Source organism: Pandoraea sputorum, assembly GCF_000814845.2.
GTDB lineage: Bacteria > Pseudomonadota > Gammaproteobacteria > Burkholderiales > Burkholderiaceae > Pandoraea > Pandoraea sputorum.
On the sequence record NZ_CP010431.2, the window covers coordinates 981,984 to 999,850 of the forward strand.

Below are 17,867 nucleotides of genomic sequence, written 5' to 3' on the forward strand. Positions count from 1 at the left end.
CAAAACCCTGGTCGTACGCAAGGTCGCCGTGCTCGGCGCCGGCGTGATGGGTGCGCAGATTGCCGCGCACCTCGTCAACGCGAAAGTGCCCGTCGTACTGTTCGATCTGCCGGCCAAGGAAGGCCCGAAGAATGGCGTCGTCACGCGCGCCATCGAGAGCCTGAAGAAGCTGAGCCCCGCGCCGTTCGCCGATAAGGCCGACGCGCAATACATCGAAGCCGCGAACTACGAGGACGATCTCGAAAAGCTCGCTGGCTGCGACGTGGTGATCGAAGCGATCGCCGAGCGTATGGACTGGAAGCACGACCTTTACAAGAAGGTCTCGCCGCATCTGGCCAAGCACGCGATTTTCGCGTCGAACACGTCGGGCCTGTCGATCACCGAACTCTCGGAAGGCTTCGACGCCGATCTGAAGGCGCGCTTCTGCGGCGTGCACTTCTTCAACCCGCCGCGTTACATGCATCTGGTCGAATTGATCCCGACCGCAACGACCGCGCCGGAAATCCTCGATCAGCTCGAAACGTTCCTCACGTCCACGCTTGGTAAGGGCGTCGTACGAGCGAAGGACACGCCGAACTTCATCGCAAACCGCGTCGGTGTCTTCTCGATTCTGGCGGTGTTCGCCGAAGCGCAGAAGTTCGGCATCCCGTTCGATGTCGTCGACGACCTGACGGGCAGCAAGCTCGGTCGCGCCAAGTCGGCCACCTTCCGTACCGCTGACGTCGTCGGTCTGGACACGATGGCGCACGTCATCAAGACGATGCAGGACGGTCTGAAGGACGACCCGTTTGCCCCGACGTACGCCACGCCGCCCGTGCTCAAAGCACTGGTGGAGAAGGGCGCGCTGGGTCAGAAGACGGGGGCGGGCTTCTACAAGAAGGAAGGCAAGGTCATCAAGGTGCTCGACCCGCAAACGGGTGAGTACGTCGAGTCGGGCAAGAAGGCCGACGAAATGGTCGCGCGCATTTTGAAGAAGGCACCGGCGGAGCGTCTGCGCCTGCTGCGCGAATCGACTAACCCGCAAGCGCAGTTCCTGTGGGCCGTGTTCCGCGACGTCTTCCATTACATCGGCGTGTATCTGGAGCAGATCGCCGACAACGCGCGTGAAGTCGACTTCGCGATTCGCTGGGGCTTTGGCTGGACCACGGGGCCGTTCGAAGACTGGCAGGCGGCGGGCTGGAAGGACATCGCCCAGTGGGTGCAGGAAGATATCGATGCGGGCAAGGCCCTGTCGAACGCCCCGCTGCCCAAGTGGGTGACGAGCGGTAAGGTGGCCGAAGCCGGTGGCGTTCACACCGCACAAGGCTCGTACAACCCGGCCAAGGACGCCTTCGTGCCGCGCAGCACGCTGCCGGTATATCAGCGTCAGGTGTTCCCGGCCTCGCTCGTGGGCGAAGCCAGCGCCGATCCGCGTAAGTTCGGCAAGACCATCGAAGAGACCGATGCCGTGCGTCTGTGGGTCGACGAGACCCCGGGCCAGGACGACGTGCTGATCGTCTCGTTCAAGACGAAGATGAACACGATCGGGCCGGACGTCATCGACGGTCTGACCCGTGCTATCGATCTGGCCGAGCAGCAGTATCGCGGCGTGGTCGTGTGGCAGCCGACGTCGCTCAAGCTCGGCGCGCCGGGCGGTCCGTTCTCGGCAGGCGCCGATCTGGAAGCCGCCATGCCCGCCTTCATGATGGGCGGCGCCAAGGGTATCGAGCCGTTCATCAAGAAGTTCCAGGACGGCATGATGCGCGTGAAGTATGCGCAGGTGCCGGTCGTCTCGGCCGTGTCCGGCATCGCGCTGGGCGGTGGCTGCGAACTGCTGCTGCATAGCGCCAAGCGCGTGGCGGCGCTCGAGAGCTACATCGGTCTCGTGGAAGTCGGCGTCGGCCTCGTGCCGGGCGGCGGCGGCCTGAAGGAAGCGGCGATCCGTGCGGCCGAAGCGGCCACCGCCGCCGGTAGCGTCCAGTATCTGCAATTCGTGACGAAGTCGTTCACCAACGCCGCGATGGCGAAGGTCTCGGCCTCTGCGATCGACGCCCGCGACATGGGCTATCTCAAGCCGTCGGACACCATCGTCTACAACGTGCACGAACTGCTGTCGGTCGCTCGCAACGAAGCGCGCGCGCTGTCGGTTGCCGGTTACCGTCCGCCGCTCAAGCCGGCAGGCATTCCGGTGGCAGGCCGTTCGGGCGTGTCGACGATCAAGGCGTCGCTCGTGAACATGCGCGATGGCAACTTCATCTCGGCACACGACTTCCTGATTGCCTCGCGCATTGCAGAAGCCGTGTGCGGGGGCGACGTCGAAGCGGGCAGCCTCGTGAACGAAGAATGGCTGCTGGCGCTTGAGCGTCGCGCATTCATCGAACTGCTGGGCACGTCGAAGACCCAGGAACGCATCATGGGCATGCTGCAGACCGGCAAGCCGGTGCGCAACTAAGCCGACCGGAGACTGACATGAGCAAACAACTGCAAGACGCCTATATCGTTGCCGCCACGCGTGCGCCGATCGGCAAGGCACCCAAGGGCAGCTACAAGAACACGCGTCCGGACGATCTGCTCGCGACCATCCTCAAAAGCACGCTGTCTCAGGTGCCGGATCTCGATCCGAAGGTCATCGAGGACGCGATCATCGGCTGCGCGATTCCCGAAGCTCAGCAGGGCCTGAACGTGGCGCGTATCGGTGCGCTGCTCTCGGGACTGCCGAACACGGTCGGCGGCGTTACCGTCAACCGTTTCTGCGCCTCGGGCCTGACCGCGCTGGCGATGGCCGCCGACCGCATTCGTGTGGGTGAAGCCGACGCCATGATCGCCGGCGGCATCGAAAGCATGAGCATGGTGCCGATGATGGGCAACACGCCGTCGCTCTCGCCGTCGATCTTCGAGCGCGACGAGAACGTGGGCATCGCCTACGGCATGGGTTTGACCGCCGAGAAGGTCGCGCAGCAGTGGGGCGTGACCCGCGAAGCGCAGGATGCCTTCGCGCTGGCTTCGCACCAGAAGGCGATCAAGGCACAACAGGCAGGCGAGTTCGCGAACGAGATCACGCCGATCGAGATCGTCGAGCGTTTCCCGAATCTGGCAACCGGCGAAGTGTCGGTGAAGACGCGCACGCTCTCGCTCGACGAAGGTCCGCGTCCAGACACGTCCATCGAAGGGCTGGGCAAACTGCGTCCCGTGTTCGCGAACAAGGGCTCGGTGACGGCCGGTAACAGCTCGCAGACGTCGGATGGCGCCGGTGCGTTGCTCGTCGTAAGCGAAAAGATCCTCAAGCAGTTCAACCTCACGCCGCTCGCGCGTTTCGTGTCGTTCGCCGTGCGCGGCGTGCCGCCCGAGATCATGGGTATCGGGCCGAAGGAAGCGATTCCGGCGGCGCTGCGTGCTGCAGGGCTGAGCCAGCAGGACATGGACTGGATCGAACTGAACGAAGCGTTCGCTGCGCAGGCGCTCGCCGTCATCAAGGATTTGGACCTCGACACCAGCAAGGTCAACCCGATGGGTGGTGCGATTGCGCTGGGTCACCCGCTGGGCGCGACCGGCGCGATCCGCGCCGCGACCGTGGTGCACGCGCTGCGCCGTCACAACCTGAAGTACGGCATGGTGACGATGTGCGTGGGCACGGGCATGGGTGCGGCGGGCATCATCGAGCGCATGTAAGGCAGACGCCGCTCGTGCATGGGCGGCGCGCCAGACACTACGATTGAAGACGGCTCAGGACGCCGGGGTGCGGTTTCGCGATTGCGTGGCTGCCCCCGGCGTCGTCATCTGTCGCTTTTGAGACACCGAGGAGACATACACGATGGAAGACGTATTGGTGCAGCGTCAGGGCGCGGTGCAGGTGCTCACGCTCAACCGCGTTCAGAAGAAAAATGCGATCACCGCCGACATGTATCAGGCGCTCGCGGACGGTATCAACGAAGCCGAAGACGACGCGTCGCTGCGCGTGATCCTGATTCAGGGCCAGCCCGAAGCCTTCTCGGCGGGCAACGACCTCGAAGACTTTCTGAAGAATCCGCCGAAGGACGAGAGCGCGCCCGTATTTCAGTTCCTGCGTGCGATCAGTCAGGCGACCAAGCCGATCGTAGCCGCCGTGGCAGGCAATGCCGTCGGCGTGGGTACGACGATGCTGCTGCACTGCGACGTGGTCTACGCGGCCGATTCGGCCCGTTTTGCGCTGCCGTTCTCGCAACTGGCGCTGTGCCCGGAAGCCGCGTCGAGCTGGCTGCTGCCACGTGTGTCGGGCTATCACCGCGCCGCTGAAAAGCTGCTCTTCGGTGAGCCGTTCGACGTGAACGAAGCGGTCGCGATGGGGTTCGTCAACCGGATCGTGCCTGCCGCCGAGCTGGCAGAGTTCGCGGCAAAGCGTGCTGCGCAACTGGCTGCCATGCCTGCGGGGTCGCTGCGCGTGACAAAACAACTGATGAAGGCCGACGGCGCAAGCGATGTACAGGCACGCATTGGCGAGGAGGGCGTCGAGTTCGCCAAGCGTTTGCTGTCGCCCGAGGCCCGTGAAGCGTTCACGGCTTTCTTCGAGAAGCGCAAGCCGGATTTCACGAAGATTTCGTGATTTCTGCCGCTTTCGGACCCTCTGTCCGTTCGTGGAAAAGACAAACGCCGCACGCCCCGATTCGCGAGGCGTGCGGCGTTTTTTCGTCTGACACCTGTCGGACGGTCGCGCAGGGCGACCGTCACCCAGCGTCGACTGACGTCAACTGACGGCCTCGAGCTTCGGCAGCGGGCGCGGACGGCGGTCTTCGTCTGTCGCGACATACGTCACCATGGCCTCGGTCACTTTGACGATCTCGTGCGACAGGCGCATGCGCTGGGCGTAAGCCTCGACGTAGACGGTAATCGACGTGTTGCCCGTCTTGACGATAGTGGCGTAGAAGCTGAGCAAGTCGCCGACGAAGACCGGCTCCTTGAACAGAAACGAATTGACGGCGATGGTCGCCACACGGCCGTTGGCGCGTTGCGCGGCGGGAATCGAGCCGGCGATGTCGACCTGCGACATGATCCAGCCGCCGAAGACGTCGCCATGGGCGTTGGCGTCGGCGGGCATCGGCATCACGCGCAACGCCAGTTCTTTTTCTTCGGGCAGGGCCGTGAGGGCAGGGGTCGGGGTACTCATGAGGTTCCTTGCTAGAGCGGGAAAGCCGGCCGGCGTCGATTTGGCGGGGTTCAGCGCACGTCGCCGGGTTCTGCGAAAATACGTCATCGACGATTCTAGCGGAAAGCCCTCTCCCGAGCCGGACGCCGCCCCACCCCATCATGAGACGTTTTACTCCGGCCGAGCCCGCGCCGGCGGCCTCCGGCAAGCCCAATGCCGCCAAACCGGCGCGCGGCGACTGGCAGGTCATCAAATCCCTGATTCCCTATCTGATGGAGTTTCGCGGGCGCGTCGCGCTCGCGCTGTCGTGCCTGATCCTCGCGAAGGTCGCCAACCTCGGCGTGCCGGTCATCATGAAGCACATCGTCGACGCCCTTGGCCCGGTGGCGTCGCTCTCGGCCACAGCCCGTGCCACGAACGATCCGAGCCTGATCGTCGTGGGCGGCCTTGGCATCCTGGTGATCGCCTACGGTGTGGTGCGCCTGTCGACGTCGCTCTTTACCGAACTGCGCGAAATCCTGTTCTCGAAGGTGACGGAAAGCGCCGTGCGTCAGATCGCGCTCAAGGTGTTCCGGCATCTGCACGCGCTGTCTCTGCGGTTCCATCTGGAGCGGCAGACGGGCGGCATGAGCCGCGACATCGAGCGGGGGACCCGAGGCATCCAGTCGATGATCTCGTACTCGCTCTACAGCATTCTGCCCACGCTCATCGAAGTCGCGCTGGTACTCGGCTTCTTCGTCGTGCGCTACGAAGCGTTCTACGCCATCGTCACGCTCGTGGCGCTCGTGTTCTACATCACCTTCACGGTGAAGGTGACTGAGTGGCGCACACACTTTCGTCGCACGATGAACGAACTCGACTCGAAGGCCAACGCCCGTGCCATCGACTCGCTCATCAACTACGAGACGGTGAAGTACTTCGGCAACGAAGCCTTCGAGACGCAGCGCTACGACGAGAACCTCAAGCGTTATCGGGCGGCCGCCATCCGTTCGCAAAACTCACTGTCGGTGCTCAATTTCGGCCAGCAGGTGATCATCGCCAGCGGCCTGATTCTGATTCTGTGGCACGCGACGCAGGGTGTCATGAGCGGACGCATGACGCTCGGCGATCTCGTGCTCGTCAACACGTTCATGTTGCAGCTCTACATTCCGCTGAATTTCCTCGGCGTGATCTATCGTGAGCTCAAGCAGGCGATGACCGACATGGACCGCATGTTCACGCTGCTCGACGTGAATCGCGAAGTGGCCGATCCGCCGGGCGCGCAACCGCTGGTGTGCAATGGCGGCACCGTGCGATTCGAACACGTGAACTTCGGCTACGAGCCGGCACGTCAGATTCTGCACGACGTCGATTTCACCATTGCGGCGGGCACGACCACCGCTGTCGTCGGCCACAGCGGCTCGGGCAAATCGACGCTCTCGCGTCTGCTGTTCCGCTTCTACGACGTAGGCTTCCCGGGACTCGACGGCGGACGCATTTCCATCGACGGACAGGACATTCGTAACGTTACTCAGGATTCGCTGCGCGCAGCCATCGGCATCGTGCCGCAGGATACGGTGCTGTTCAATGACACGATTTACTACAACATCGCGTACGGGAATCCGTCCGCGTCGCGCGAACAGGTGATTGCCGCCGCGCGCGCCGCACACATTCACGACTTCATCGAAAGTCTGCCAGCCGGTTATGAGTCGATGGTCGGCGAGCGCGGGCTGAAGCTCTCCGGCGGTGAAAAGCAGCGCGTGGCAATTGCGCGGACCATCCTCAAGAATCCGCATATTCTGATTTTCGATGAGGCGACGTCGGCGCTCGATTCGCGCTCGGAGCAGGCGATTCAGACGGAGTTGCGCAACATCGCACGCGAGCGCACGACGCTCGTCATCGCGCACCGCCTCTCGACGGTGGTGCACGCGGCGCAGATCATCGTGCTCGACAAGGGTCGCATCGTGGAGCGCGGCACGCACGATCAGTTGCTGCACGCTGAAGGCCTCTACGCACAGATGTGGGCGTTGCAGCAGCAGCGTCGCGGCGGGGAGGGGGATGCCGAGGCATCGCACTTCGCCACGGTGGTGTCCTGAGCGCGAATGAGCGTGAGAATGCGCAATTCTGCGGGGGGATGACGGCTACGGGTCTGTCATCCCGGCAGGCGATTGAGTAGACTGGCGCACTGACATCGCCTGCGCGGGAGCACCGCATGGAAATCAAGTGGCTCGAGGACTTTGTGTCCCTCGCCAAGACGAACAGTTTCAGCCGGTCGGCGGAATTGCGTCACGTGACGCAGCCCGCGTTCTCGCGGCGTATCCAGTCGCTCGAAGCGTGGCTGGGCAGCGAACTCATCGACCGTTCGAGCTATCCAACGCGCCTCACCCCTGCGGGCGAGGTCTTCTACGAGCAGGCGCTGACGTTGCTCGCGCAGGCTCAGGAAGCGCGTGCGTTGCTGCGCGAACAACGCTCCGCCGACCATTCGGTGATCGACTTCGCCGTCCCCCACACGCTCTCCATGACGTTCTTCCCGCGCTGGCTCAAGCAGCTTGAGAAGCGTCAGGGCTTGCTGCGCAGCCGCCTGCGTGCGCTCAATGTGCACGATGCGGCCATGTCGCTCACCGACGGCGGCTGCGATCTTCTGATGTGCTACTACCACCCGAGCCAGCCGCTGCAGCTCGACTCGGCGCGCTACGAGATGATCGTGCTTGGCAGCGAGCGCTTCAGTCCATACAGCGCCCCGGCCGCGCAAAAGCGCGCGCGTTTCAAGCTGCCCGGAACCCCTGAAGCGCCAGTGCCGTATCTGGCTTATACGTCCAACGCCTACCTTGGCCGGATGGCCGATCTGCTGGTGGGGGACGTGTCTGGCCGTCTGCATCTGGACAAGGTCTACGAGACGGATATGGCGGAAGCGCTCAAAGCGATGGTGCTCGCCGGACACGGCGTGGCGTTCCTGCCCGAGAGCGCGGTGGTCGATTCGGTAGCGCGCGGCGAACTGATCGACCTCGCACCGCCAGGCAAAGCCTCGACGCCCTGGCATCTGGACATGGAAATCCGTCTGTATCGCGACCGGCTCGCCCATACGGACGCGAGCAACCGCCGCGAGCGCGCCAAGCGCGACGTCGTCGAAGCCTTCTGGCAGGCCGTTCGGGATCAGGTCAAAGGCTAAGTTTCACGCCTCCCGGACGGCTGCGGGACCTCGTCGGATAGGCATCCTCAATAGACCGGATATGGAGTAGGGTTACGCCGCGAGAAGGGCTATTCGCGTCCGGTAAGGACGTCTCCTTTGACGCGTGATCACGGCGATTTGCCTGACGTACCTACAAAATGAGGGGGCTGCTCAAATCTATGCAGGAAATGCATAGATGCATGTTTATTCGGCATTGGATTGTTAATCGAGGTTCTTTGTAAAGTGCCAGCCATTCGTGTCGCTGGCGCGGTGTGTGCCGGCGGTGCAGATTGAAGCCGGAGAATCCAACGATGTCTCAAACGTCACATGCCTTGCCCTCTTACCTCGACGCCGAACACCTCGGTCCGTGGGGTAACTACCTCCAACAAGTCGACCGCGTTACCCCCTACCTCGGTTCGCTCTCGCGCTGGGTCGAAACCCTCAAGCGCCCGAAGCGTATTCTCGTGGTCGACTGCCCGATCGAACTCGACAACGGCACCATCGCCCACTTCGAGGGCTATCGCGTTCAGCACAACACCTCGCGCGGCCCCGGTAAGGGCGGCGTGCGTTTCCACCAGGACGTGACGCTGTCCGAAGTCATGGCTCTGTCGGCCTGGATGTCGGTCAAGAACGCGGCGGTGAACGTGCCTTACGGCGGCGCCAAGGGCGGTATCCGCGTCGACCCGCGCAAGCTTTCGCGCGGCGAGCTGGAGCGTCTCACGCGTCGCTACACCAGCGAAATCAACATCATCATCGGACCGACGAAGGACATTCCGGCACCGGACGTCAACACCAATGAGCAGATCATGGCGTGGATGATGGACACCTACTCGATGAACGAGGGTTCCACCGCCACGGGCGTCGTGACCGGCAAGCCGATTTCGCTCGGTGGCTCGCTGGGCCGCCGCGAAGCGACCGGCCGTGGCGTGTTCGTGGTGAGCTGCGAAGCGGCCCGCCGTCTGGGTATGGACGTGCGCGGTGCGCGCGTGATCGTGCAGGGCTTCGGCAACGTGGGCGGTATCGCTGCGCGTCTGTTCCATGAAGCTGGTGCGCATGTCATCGGCGTGCAAGATCACACCGGCACGATCTACAAGTCGGACGGCCTCGATGTGCCGAACCTGCTCAAGCACGTGGCAGAGACGGGCGGCGTGGGCGGTTTCCCGGCAGCGGAAACGATGAAGGATGAAGAGTTCTGGTCGCTCGACTGCGAATTCCTGATCCCGGCCGCGCTGGAAAACCAGATCACCGAGAAAAATGCCGACCAGATCCGCGCCAAGGTCGTGGTGGAAGGCGCCAATGGCCCGACCACGACGGCTGCGGACGACATTCTGCGTAGCAAGAACATCCTCGTCGTGCCGGACGTGGTCGCTAACGCCGGTGGTGTGACGGTGTCGTACTTCGAATGGGTGCAGGATTTCTCGAGCTTCTTCTGGACCGAGGAAGAGATCAACCAGCGTCTGGAGCGCATCATGCGCGAGGCATTCGACGGTGTGTGGCACGTGGCGCAGGAGCATCAGGTTTCGCTGCGTACAGCCGCATTCATCGTCGCGTGTAGCCGTATTCTGCAAGCGCGTGAAATGCGTGGTCTGTACCCCTGATCGATAGGGTATAGTCCGGCTAAGTAGTAGTACGCATTCGTGCGTAAAAAGGAACGTTCGGGGCGAGTTACGTCAAAAAATGACGCTCGTTCCGAACAATCGAGAATAAAAAAATCGGTAATTGCAGTGCTAAAATGCACTGGTTTTTGCCAAGGAGACCAAGGAATGACCCTCTCGAAAATTGCGTTGGCGATGTGCTGTGTTGGCCTGATGGCAGGTGCTGCTCAGGCTCAGGAAGCCGGTACCCTTAAGAAGATCAAGGACACGGGCATCATTTCGCTGGGAAACCGCGAATCGTCTATCCCGTTCTCGTTCTATGACAACAACCACAATGTTGTCGGTTACGCCAACGACGTCGCTCAGGCGATCGTTGCTGAAGTCAAGAAAGACCTGAAGCTCGCGAAGCTGGACGTCAAGCAGACGCCGATCACGTCGCAGAACCGCATTCCGCTGGTTCAGAACGGCACGATCGACATCGAGTGCGGTTCGACCACGAACAACGCCGACCGTCAGAAGCAGGCTGCCTTCTCGAACACGTTCTTCATCATCGGTACGCGTCTGCTGACGAAGACCTCGTCGGGCGTGAAGGATTTCGCTGACCTGAAGGGCAAGAACGTCGTCACGACGGCTGGCACGACGTCTGAGCGTCTGCTGCGCGAGATGAACCAGAAAGACAACATGGGCATGAACATCATCAGCGCGAAGGATCACGGCGAAGCTGCCATCACGCTGCATCAGGGTCGTGCCGTGGCGTTCATGATGGACGACGCACTGCTCGCAGGCGAACGTGCCAAGTTCAAGGATGCCAAGGACTACAGCATTGTCGGCAAGGCTGCTTCGTACGAAGCCTACGGCTGCATGATGCGCAAGGACGATCCGGCGTTCAAGAAGGTGGTGGACAAGGCTGTTGCCGACTACCAAAAGTCGGGTCAGGCACAGAAGGACTACGCCAAGTGGTTCCAACAGCCGATCCCGGCACTGGGTGGTGTGAACATGGACTTCGCACCCTCGGCTGAAATGGCTGCCCTGTGGAAGAATCCGAACGACAACGCAGACGTCAACTCTGCAAAGTAAGCCACAGGCTCACTGATTCGCCAGGCTTAAGCCGGTAATTCCGAAGCGGAAGGAGTCAATCCTTCCGCTTCTTTTTAAGCAAGACAAGTAGAAGAGGGGAGATCATGGCTTTCGGTCTCGATTTCAGTTTTTTCTTCCAGCCGGTCGCAACCGGTGAGGACAGCACCTATTTCGGGTGGGTTCTCTCGGGTCTCAAGCTCACGCTTGAGGTTGGCCTTGGCGGCTGGATTATCGCGCTCGTCATCGGCTCCGTGCTCGGGGTGATGCGCACCATCCCAAACAAATGGATTTCCGGATTCGCAGCGGCTTACGTCGAACTGTTCCGGAATATCCCGCTGCTCGTGCAGTTGTTCTTCTGGTATTACGTGGCCCCCGACTTCCTGCCGGAAGCGGTTCGCCAGTGGCTGTTCTCGCTCAACCCCGCTAACGTCTCGCTGCTCACCGGTGTGATCGGCCTGGGGCTGTTCACGGCGGCTCGGGTTTGCGAACAGGTGCGCTCCGGTATCAATTCGTTGCCGAAAGGCCAGAAGAATGCTGGTCTCGCGATGGGGCTCACGCTCCCGCAGACCTACCGCTTCGTGTTGCTGCCGGTCGCGTTCCGTGTGGTGATTCCGCCGATTACGTCGGAGTTCGTCAACATCTTCAAGAACTCGGCTGTGATTTCGACGGTGAACCTGCTCGAACTGACGGGCCAGGGCAAGCAGCTTATCGACTACACGGCGCATAGCTACGAGTCGTTCATCGTTATCACGGTGGCTTACATGATCATCAACATCGCGGTGCTGGTGCTCATGCGCTTCATCGAAGCCAAGACCCGCCTGCCGGGCTACATCGGGGGCAAATAATGTTCGAGATCTTCGCATGGGGCGGTGTCGTCGACGCTTGGCCTCTGCTCGTCAAGGGCATGATCACCACGCTGCAGGTCACGGCGCTCGCGGTGGTTGTCGGCATCATCTGGGGCACGCTGCTCGCGATGATGCGTCTGTCGGGCGTGGCACCGCTGAAGTGGTTCGCGGATCTGTACGTGAACGTGTTCCGCTCGATTCCGCTGCTGATGGTGCTGCTGTGGTTCTTCCTGATCGTGCCGCAGGTGCTGCGTTCGTTGCTCGACGTGCCGCCGACGTGGGATATCCGGATGGTCTCGGCGCTCGTGGCTTTCTCGCTTTTTGAAGCGGCGTATTATTCGGAAATTATCCGCGCCGGTATTCAGAGCGTGTCGCGTGGTCAGATGTCCGCCGCTTTCGCGCTGGGCATGTCGTACTGGCAAGCGATGGGTCTCGTGGTGCTGCCGCAGGCGTTCCGCAACATGGTGCCGCTGCTGCTCACGCAGGGCATTATCCTGTTCCAGGATACCTCGCTCGTGTACGCGATCGCCCTGTCCGACTTCTTCGGCATGGCGTACTCGGTCGGTCAGCGTGACGGCACGCTGCCTGCCATGATTGTGTTTGCCGGGGCGGTCTACTTTGTGATCTGCTTCACGGTTTCGATGTTGGTTAAACGTCTTCAAAAGAGGTTGGCGAAATGATTACCCTTAAAAACGTCTCCAAGTGGTACGGCCAGTTCCAGGTGCTCACGGACTGCTCCACTGAAGTCAAGAAGGGTGAAGTCGTGGTGGTGTGCGGCCCGTCGGGTTCGGGCAAGTCCACGCTCATCAAGACCGTCAACGGTCTGGAGCCGATCCAGCAAGGCGAGATCATCGTCGATGGCACCTCGGTTGCAGATCCGAAGACGAACCTGGCCAAGCTGCGTTCGCGCGTCGGCATGGTGTTCCAGCACTTCGAACTGTTCCCGCACCTGTCGATCACTGAAAACCTGACGCTCGCACAGGTCAAGGTGCTGGGTCGCAGCAAGGAAGCGGCGCGCGACAAGGGTCTCAAGCTGCTTGAGCGCGTGGGCCTGAAGGCGCACGCTCACAAGTTCCCGGGCCAGCTCTCGGGCGGTCAGCAGCAGCGTGTCGCTATCGCCCGTGCTCTGTGCATGGACCCGATCGCGATGCTGTTCGATGAGCCGACCTCGGCGCTCGACCCGGAAATGATTAACGAAGTGCTCGACGTGATGGTCGAACTGGCCCAGGAAGGCATGACCATGATGGTGGTCACGCACGAAATGGGCTTCGCCAAGAAGGTCGCCAACCGCGTGATCTTCATGGATCAGGGCATCATCGTGGAAGACGACCAGAAGGACGAGTTCTTCGCGAATCCGAAGTCGGACCGCGCCAAGGACTTCCTGGCCAAGATCCTTCACTGATCGCCGCCAGCGCAGGAATGAAAAAAGCGTGCCTTCGGGCACGCTTTTTTTATGGGCGACGACGCGAGAGACGCTTTGCGTCGCGGGGCCGCCCGCCGTCACACGATTACTGGCAGGCCGTGTTTTGCGCGTTGCGCAGACGCACCGCTTCCGGAATCGGCACCACGGTGCGCAGCGTCGGCGCGCCTTTCTCGAACAAAATGAGTTCGCCCGGCTCGAACGTCGTCCAGACTTCGTTGTCGGTAAGCGGTGCTGTCGCGATCACCGCGACGCGGTCGGCCGGGGTAGTGAACTTGGCGAAATCGATCTCCCAGTCGGCGTCGATCAGGTGCGCCTTCGTGAACGGCCACTGACGGGCGATGAAGTGCAGTCGGGTCGAGCAGTGCGCGATCAGGGCCTGACCGTTCGATAGCACGAAGTTGAATACACCGTGGCGCGTGATCGTGCGCGTGATGTCTTCCACCGCGTGGAACAACTCGTCGAGCGGCGGTTGCGAGCCGGGGAAGCGCTTGCGCAGGCCCTGCATGATGTCGCAGAAGGCACGCTCGCTGTCCGTCGTCCCCACCGGTTGATAGACGCCCGAGAGAAACGGGTCGTAATCATGCAGGTCGCCGTTGTGGGCAAAGATCCAGTGGCGTCCCCAAAGCTCGCGCTGGAACGGATGGCAATTCTCCAGTTCGACGATGCCTTGCGTGGCTTTACGGATGTGCGCGATGACGTTCTTGGACTTGATCGGGTACTTCTTGACCAATTCGGCGATGGGTGAGTTGGCCGCTGCCTGATGATCGATGAACAGGCGACAGGCCTTGTCCTCGAAGAATGCGATACCCCAGCCGTCGGCATGGTGATCCGTGCCGCCCCCACGCGCCGCGAAACCGGTAAATGAGAACGTGATGTCGGTCGGTTCCGCGCAATTCATTGCGAGCAGTTGGCACATGGGACGGGCAAATCGATGATTGGCTGCGCACGTCGTGTCTGAGCGCCGCAACCGTTACAATATGGGGTTACAGAAGCATAGCACCGGCCTCTGTGCACGTACATTCCCGCCCAGGCGGTCCGTCGCGTCGACGCGTCACTCGTTCGCACTTCGCAGCTACGGTCGCATTGGGCTAGACGTCCCTCCTGCCCCCGGAAAACGCCCATGAGCACCGAACTGACTATCACCCGTCCCGATGACTGGCACTTGCACGTACGCGATGGCGACGTGCTCAAGAGCGTGTTGCCCGACAGCGCCCGCCAGTTCGGCCGCGCGATCATCATGCCGAACCTGAAGCCGCCGGTCACCACGACCGAACACGCGGCGGCGTATCGCGAGCGCATTCTCGCGGCACGCCCGGATGGCAACACGTTCGAACCGCTCATGACGCTGTACCTCACCGACAACACGCCGGCCGAAGAGATCCGTCGCGCGAAGGCGTCGGGCTTCGTCCATGGCGTGAAGCTCTATCCGGCCGGTGCAACGACGAATTCGGATGCCGGTGTGACCGATCTGGCCAAGTGCCGCGGCGCGCTCGAAGCCATGCAGGACGTCGGCATGCCGTTGCTCGTGCACGGCGAAGTGACGCGTTCGGACATCGACATCTTCGATCGTGAAAAGGTGTTCATCGACAAGGTGATGTCGCCGCTGCGTCGCGATTTTCCGGGGCTGAAGGTCGTTTTCGAGCACATCACGACGCAAGACGCCGCCGAATACGTCGCGTCTGCCGAAGGCCCGATTGCCGCCACGATTACGCCGCACCACCTGCTGTACAACCGCAACGCCATCTTCACCGGCGGTATTCGTCCGCACTATTACTGCCTGCCGGTGCTCAAGCGAGAGACGCATCGCGAAGCCCTCGTGAAGGCCGCAACGTCGGGCAGCCCGCGCTTTTTCCTCGGCACCGATAGCGCGCCGCACGCCCGTGGCGTGAAGGAAGCCGCATGTGGCTGTGCCGGTTGCTACACGGCACTGCACGCCGTGGAACTGTACGCCGAGGCCTTCGACAAAGCGGGCGCCCTCGATAAGCTGGAAGCATTCGCGAGCTTCTACGGCCCGGATTTCTACGAACTGCCGCGTAACGCAGACAAGGTCACGCTGGTGCGCGAAGACTGGACACTGCCTGCGGAACTGCCGATGGGCGACCAAACGGTCGTGCCGCTGCGTGGTGGTGAAGTCATCGGCTGGAAGTTCAAGGGCTGAGGTCGGGCGTCGGTTGGCCGTCGTTTAGATGATGTCGAGACATGAGCGCGTGTCGTCGAGTTCGCCAACCCCGTTGAGTCCTTCGAGTCCTTTGAGTCCTTTGAGTCCTTTGAGTCCTTTGAGTCTGTTAATTTCGGCGGGCGCACCCGAACTGCCCGAGATCGACTGGCGTGCGCCATGGTTTAACGCCGTGGCGGCGCCAGGGCTGGCGGCGCTGGCCGCTGACGACTGGCGCGATGCGCTGTCGTTACTGGCCGCGAACGCCGGTCTGGTCAGTGGGCAGGGGCAGGCACTTCGCTTCGTCGCGCAGGACGATCTGCCTGCCGGTGTCGCCTATGAAGCATTCATTGCGTCCACCGGCGGCGTGCCGACCCGCCGAAATCTCCACGATTTCTTCAATGCGCTGATCTGGCTGACGTTTCCGCGCGGCAAGGCGGCGCTCAATGCGCGTCAGGCGTCGGCCATTGCGGCTGACGGTGTGCAATCCACCCGCGGCGCGACACGCGACGCCGCAACGCTGTTCGACGAGAACGCCGTCGTGTTTGCTTGCAGCGATGCCTCGCTCGGTGCGGTATTGCGAGCGTTCGACTGGCAGACGTTGTTCGTGGCGCGTCGTGCCGACTGGGGGCGTGCTTGCGAGGTACAGCCGTTCGGGCACGCTTTGCTGGAAAAGTTGGTCACGCCCTACAAGTCGGTGACCGCGCACGCGTGGATCGTCGACGTTCCTCGGATTTACTTCGAATGGCCGGACGCGCGACGGCGTGAGTGGCTCGACACGCAGATTGCGCCGGCGCTGGCATCCGTCTCCCTCACGACGCGTGATTTCTCGCCGCTGCCGGTCTTAGGTATCCCCGGGTGGTGGCCTGCGAACGACGATCCGGTGTTTTATCGGGACGTGTCCGTCTTCCGACCCGGACGCCGGGAGCGGGCGCAGCGTCGACATGACACCCCGTGATACACTTCGGCCCGCAGAGTCGGCCAGACAATCGCCGCCTCCTTTCGGGGAGGGGGAGGAAAGTCCGGACTCCATAGGGCAGGGTGATGGCTAACGGCCATCCGTCGCGAGACGCGGAACAGGGCAACAGAGAACAGACCGCCGATGGCCTCTGGCGCAAGTCAGGGGATCAGGTAAGGGTGAAACGGTGCGGTAAGAGCGCACCGCGGCGTGCGGCAACGCACACGGCACGGTAACCTCCACCCGGAGCAATTCCAAATAGGCAGGTGAGCGGCATGCGCCTCGTGCGTGTGCCGGCAACGGGGCCCCCGGGAGCCTGCGGGTAGGAAGCTTGAGCGGCGCAGTGATGCGTCGCCTAGAGGAATGATTGTCAGGCGCGGCGCGAGTCGCGTTCACAGAATCCGGCTTACCGGCTGGCTCTGCAACCCAACACAATGCAAAAGGCTCCCCTCGGGAGCCTTTTGTGTTTCAGCGCTTGCCGTCACCGCGTGTGTCACGCTGGCGCAGACCGTCGCTGTCAGCCTTCCACGATCTCGACGCTGTGCGTGAGCTCCGCCGTCTTCGCGAGCATGATCGACGCCGAGCAGTACTTGTCGTGCGAGAGCGTCACCGCACGCTCCACGGCGCTCGGGTTCAGATTGCGGCCCGTCACCGTGAAGTGGAAGTGGATCTTCGTGAAGACCTTGGGGTCTTCGCTGGCGCGCTCGGCCTTGAGCGTTACGCTGCAATCCTTGACGTCCGCGCGGCTCTTCTTGAGGATCATCACCACGTCGTACGCCGTGCAGCCGCCGGTGCCGACCAGCACCATCTCCATCGGACGCGGCGCGAGATTGTTGCCGCCGCCTTCCGGTGCGCCGTCCATCGCGACAATGTGTCCGCTACCCGTCTGTGCGACGAAGGACATGCCGCCCGGGCCCATCCAGCTAACCTTGCATTCCATATTTCGAAACCCCGATATCCCATTCAAGCAAAAATTGTAGCGGCTTCCGAGAACCTGCGTACGACGCCGCCTCAAACCTGAGTGACCGCGAATCGCGCCTCAGGTTGTTGCATCGCAATATTGGCGCTTTTTTGATCGGGTTTTGAGGGGGATAAACCCTAAATTTAGGTTTTGCCCTCTAGAGGTCGACGCTATGGAGGGTGACGATAAGTTTTATCTGGTTGATTTTTAATGAATTTTTGTGGTGATGCTTGTTTGTTGTGCATTTCGCATTATGGTGTTTCATTTCGCACTATAAATTTTCTTGCGTTGCACAATACCGTTTGCTACACTGCAGTCATTGGTTGTTGTGCTTCACAGCAACGCTGCAAGTGTCTCCTCCACCCTCCTCCTTTGGTGGATTTAACCCGGACCCAATGAGGTTCGGGTTTTTTTTTGTGCCGCCGGAAACGCCGTTTACCGGAGAGGTGTTTTTTCTGTATAATCAACGGCTTTTCCGGAAATGCCCACGGAAAAAGCATCAGGGAGAGCCTGCAAGCACAGGACTGCGCCATGCGACCTCGAGTCGCCAGGACGCGGCCGGCAGACAAGCAGGAAGTTGATGTTAATGGGGCAAACGCATTTTATT

15 protein-coding genes and 1 other RNA gene are annotated in these 17,867 nt (G+C 61.8%); 13 read left to right on the forward strand and 3 right to left on the reverse strand.

Annotated elements, in window-relative coordinates; all coding sequences use genetic code 11:
- Nucleotides 1–46: 46 nt before the first annotated feature.
- The 3 genes from NA29_RS04455 to NA29_RS04465 all read left to right on the forward strand — a co-directional run bounded on the left by NA29_RS04455 (nucleotide 47) and on the right by NA29_RS04465 (nucleotide 4,558).
- On the forward strand, nucleotides 47–2,431 hold the full coding sequence (locus tag NA29_RS04455) for a 3-hydroxyacyl-CoA dehydrogenase/enoyl-CoA hydratase family protein (RefSeq protein ID WP_052253190.1): 2,385 nt from the start codon (nucleotides 47–49) through the stop codon (nucleotides 2,429–2,431).
- A gap of 17 nt (nucleotides 2,432–2,448) precedes the next feature.
- The gene (locus NA29_RS04460) at nucleotides 2,449–3,648 is read left to right on the forward strand and encodes an acetyl-CoA C-acyltransferase (RefSeq protein WP_039396122.1); all 1,200 of its coding nucleotides are present in this window, start codon (nucleotides 2,449–2,451) and stop codon (nucleotides 3,646–3,648) included.
- Nucleotides 3,649–3,790: 142 nt separating this feature from the next.
- Nucleotides 3,791–4,558 (forward strand): enoyl-CoA hydratase, encoded by a 768-nt coding sequence (locus tag NA29_RS04465; protein ID WP_039396125.1) that lies wholly within the window; start codon nucleotides 3,791–3,793, stop codon nucleotides 4,556–4,558.
- Nucleotides 4,559–4,699: 141 nt separating this feature from the next.
- Here NA29_RS04465 and NA29_RS04470 read toward each other — a convergent pair whose 3' ends face one another.
- The gene (locus tag NA29_RS04470) at nucleotides 4,700–5,119 is read right to left on the reverse strand and encodes an acyl-CoA thioesterase (protein ID WP_039396128.1); all 420 of its coding nucleotides are present in this window, start codon (nucleotides 5,117–5,119) and stop codon (nucleotides 4,700–4,702) included.
- A 140-nt stretch (nucleotides 5,120–5,259) separates the two neighbouring features.
- Here NA29_RS04470 and NA29_RS04475 point away from each other — a divergent pair, with 140 nt between their 5' ends.
- The 7 genes from NA29_RS04475 to NA29_RS04505 all read left to right on the forward strand — a co-directional run bounded on the left by NA29_RS04475 (nucleotide 5,260) and on the right by NA29_RS04505 (nucleotide 13,165).
- Nucleotides 5,260–7,173 (forward strand): ABCB family ABC transporter ATP-binding protein/permease, encoded by a 1,914-nt coding sequence (locus NA29_RS04475; protein WP_039396131.1) that lies wholly within the window; start codon nucleotides 5,260–5,262, stop codon nucleotides 7,171–7,173.
- A gap of 116 nt (nucleotides 7,174–7,289) precedes the next feature.
- Nucleotides 7,290–8,246: a LysR family transcriptional regulator gene (locus tag NA29_RS04480; protein WP_039396134.1), complete on the forward strand. Its 957-nt coding sequence runs from the start codon at nucleotides 7,290–7,292 to the stop codon at nucleotides 8,244–8,246.
- A 311-nt stretch (nucleotides 8,247–8,557) separates the two neighbouring features.
- A complete protein-coding gene (locus NA29_RS04485; protein ID WP_039396137.1) occupies nucleotides 8,558–9,844 on the forward strand; it encodes a Glu/Leu/Phe/Val family dehydrogenase in 1,287 nt (428 codons plus the stop codon).
- Between the two features lie 165 nt (nucleotides 9,845–10,009).
- Nucleotides 10,010–10,918 carry a glutamate/aspartate ABC transporter substrate-binding protein gene (locus NA29_RS04490; RefSeq protein ID WP_039396140.1) on the forward strand — a complete coding sequence of 303 codons (909 nt, stop codon included), beginning with the start codon at nucleotides 10,010–10,012 and terminating at the stop codon, nucleotides 10,916–10,918.
- A 104-nt stretch (nucleotides 10,919–11,022) separates the two neighbouring features.
- The gene (locus tag NA29_RS04495) at nucleotides 11,023–11,763 is read left to right on the forward strand and encodes an amino acid ABC transporter permease (RefSeq protein ID WP_039396143.1); all 741 of its coding nucleotides are present in this window, start codon (nucleotides 11,023–11,025) and stop codon (nucleotides 11,761–11,763) included.
- Entirely contained in the window at nucleotides 11,763–12,443 is a 681-nt protein-coding gene (gene gltK, locus NA29_RS04500) for a glutamate/aspartate ABC transporter permease GltK (protein WP_039396146.1), read from the forward strand. The genes NA29_RS04495 and gltK overlap by 1 nt, the downstream gene beginning before the upstream one ends.
- Nucleotides 12,440–13,165 (forward strand): amino acid ABC transporter ATP-binding protein, encoded by a 726-nt coding sequence (locus NA29_RS04505; RefSeq protein WP_039396149.1) that lies wholly within the window; start codon nucleotides 12,440–12,442, stop codon nucleotides 13,163–13,165. Before gltK ends, NA29_RS04505 begins: the two co-directional genes overlap by 4 nt.
- Nucleotides 13,166–13,271: 106 nt before the next feature.
- On the opposite strand, the gene NA29_RS04510 is transcribed toward NA29_RS04505, so the two are convergent.
- Complete coding sequence (locus NA29_RS04510; RefSeq protein WP_039396153.1) at nucleotides 13,272–14,102, reverse strand: class II glutamine amidotransferase; 831 nt, start codon at nucleotides 14,100–14,102, stop codon at nucleotides 13,272–13,274.
- Nucleotides 14,103–14,306: 204 nt separating this feature from the next.
- On the opposite strand from NA29_RS04510, the gene pyrC reads away from it, so the two are divergent.
- From pyrC to rnpB, 3 genes are all read left to right on the forward strand, one after another.
- Nucleotides 14,307–15,344, forward strand: a complete 1,038-nt coding sequence (gene pyrC / locus NA29_RS04515; protein WP_039396156.1) for a dihydroorotase — start codon at nucleotides 14,307–14,309, stop codon at nucleotides 15,342–15,344.
- 118 nt (nucleotides 15,345–15,462) lie between these two features.
- Nucleotides 15,463–16,299: a DUF3025 domain-containing protein gene (locus NA29_RS04520; protein ID WP_224786952.1), complete on the forward strand. Its 837-nt coding sequence runs from the start codon at nucleotides 15,463–15,465 to the stop codon at nucleotides 16,297–16,299.
- A gap of 15 nt (nucleotides 16,300–16,314) precedes the next feature.
- Nucleotides 16,315–16,724: RNase P RNA component class A (gene rnpB, locus NA29_RS04525), an RNA gene on the forward strand.
- Nucleotides 16,725–16,816: 92 nt separating this feature from the next.
- Here the strand turns inward: rnpB and NA29_RS04530 are convergent.
- A complete protein-coding gene (locus tag NA29_RS04530; RefSeq protein WP_039396159.1) occupies nucleotides 16,817–17,239 on the reverse strand; it encodes an OsmC family protein in 423 nt (140 codons plus the stop codon).
- Between the last annotated feature and the right edge of the window lie 628 nt (nucleotides 17,240–17,867).

What these genes read in the sequence shown, in the direction of transcription:
- NA29_RS04455 (WP_052253190.1), top strand. Translation starts at nt 47, where the DNA reads ATGGGTGCGCAGATTGCCGCGCACCTCGTCAACGCGAAAGTGCCCGTC.
- NA29_RS04460 (WP_039396122.1), top strand. Translation starts at nt 2,449, where the DNA reads ATGAGCAAACAACTGCAAGACGCCTATATCGTTGCCGCCACGCGTGCG.
- NA29_RS04465 (WP_039396125.1), top strand. Translation starts at nt 3,791, where the DNA reads ATGGAAGACGTATTGGTGCAGCGTCAGGGCGCGGTGCAGGTGCTCACG.
- NA29_RS04470 (WP_039396128.1), bottom strand. Translation starts at nt 5,119, where the DNA reads ATGAGTACCCCGACCCCTGCCCTCACGGCCCTGCCCGAAGAAAAAGAA.
- NA29_RS04475 (WP_039396131.1), top strand. Translation starts at nt 5,260, where the DNA reads ATGAGACGTTTTACTCCGGCCGAGCCCGCGCCGGCGGCCTCCGGCAAG.
- NA29_RS04480 (WP_039396134.1), top strand. Translation starts at nt 7,290, where the DNA reads ATGGAAATCAAGTGGCTCGAGGACTTTGTGTCCCTCGCCAAGACGAAC.
- NA29_RS04485 (WP_039396137.1), top strand. Translation starts at nt 8,558, where the DNA reads ATGTCTCAAACGTCACATGCCTTGCCCTCTTACCTCGACGCCGAACAC.
- NA29_RS04490 (WP_039396140.1), top strand. Translation starts at nt 10,010, where the DNA reads ATGACCCTCTCGAAAATTGCGTTGGCGATGTGCTGTGTTGGCCTGATG.
- NA29_RS04495 (WP_039396143.1), top strand. Translation starts at nt 11,023, where the DNA reads ATGGCTTTCGGTCTCGATTTCAGTTTTTTCTTCCAGCCGGTCGCAACC.
- gltK (WP_039396146.1), top strand. Translation starts at nt 11,763, where the DNA reads ATGTTCGAGATCTTCGCATGGGGCGGTGTCGTCGACGCTTGGCCTCTG.
- NA29_RS04505 (WP_039396149.1), top strand. Translation starts at nt 12,440, where the DNA reads ATGATTACCCTTAAAAACGTCTCCAAGTGGTACGGCCAGTTCCAGGTG.
- NA29_RS04510 (WP_039396153.1), bottom strand. Translation starts at nt 14,102, where the DNA reads ATGTGCCAACTGCTCGCAATGAATTGCGCGGAACCGACCGACATCACG.
- pyrC (WP_039396156.1), top strand. Translation starts at nt 14,307, where the DNA reads ATGAGCACCGAACTGACTATCACCCGTCCCGATGACTGGCACTTGCAC.
- NA29_RS04530 (WP_039396159.1), bottom strand. Translation starts at nt 17,239, where the DNA reads ATGGAATGCAAGGTTAGCTGGATGGGCCCGGGCGGCATGTCCTTCGTC.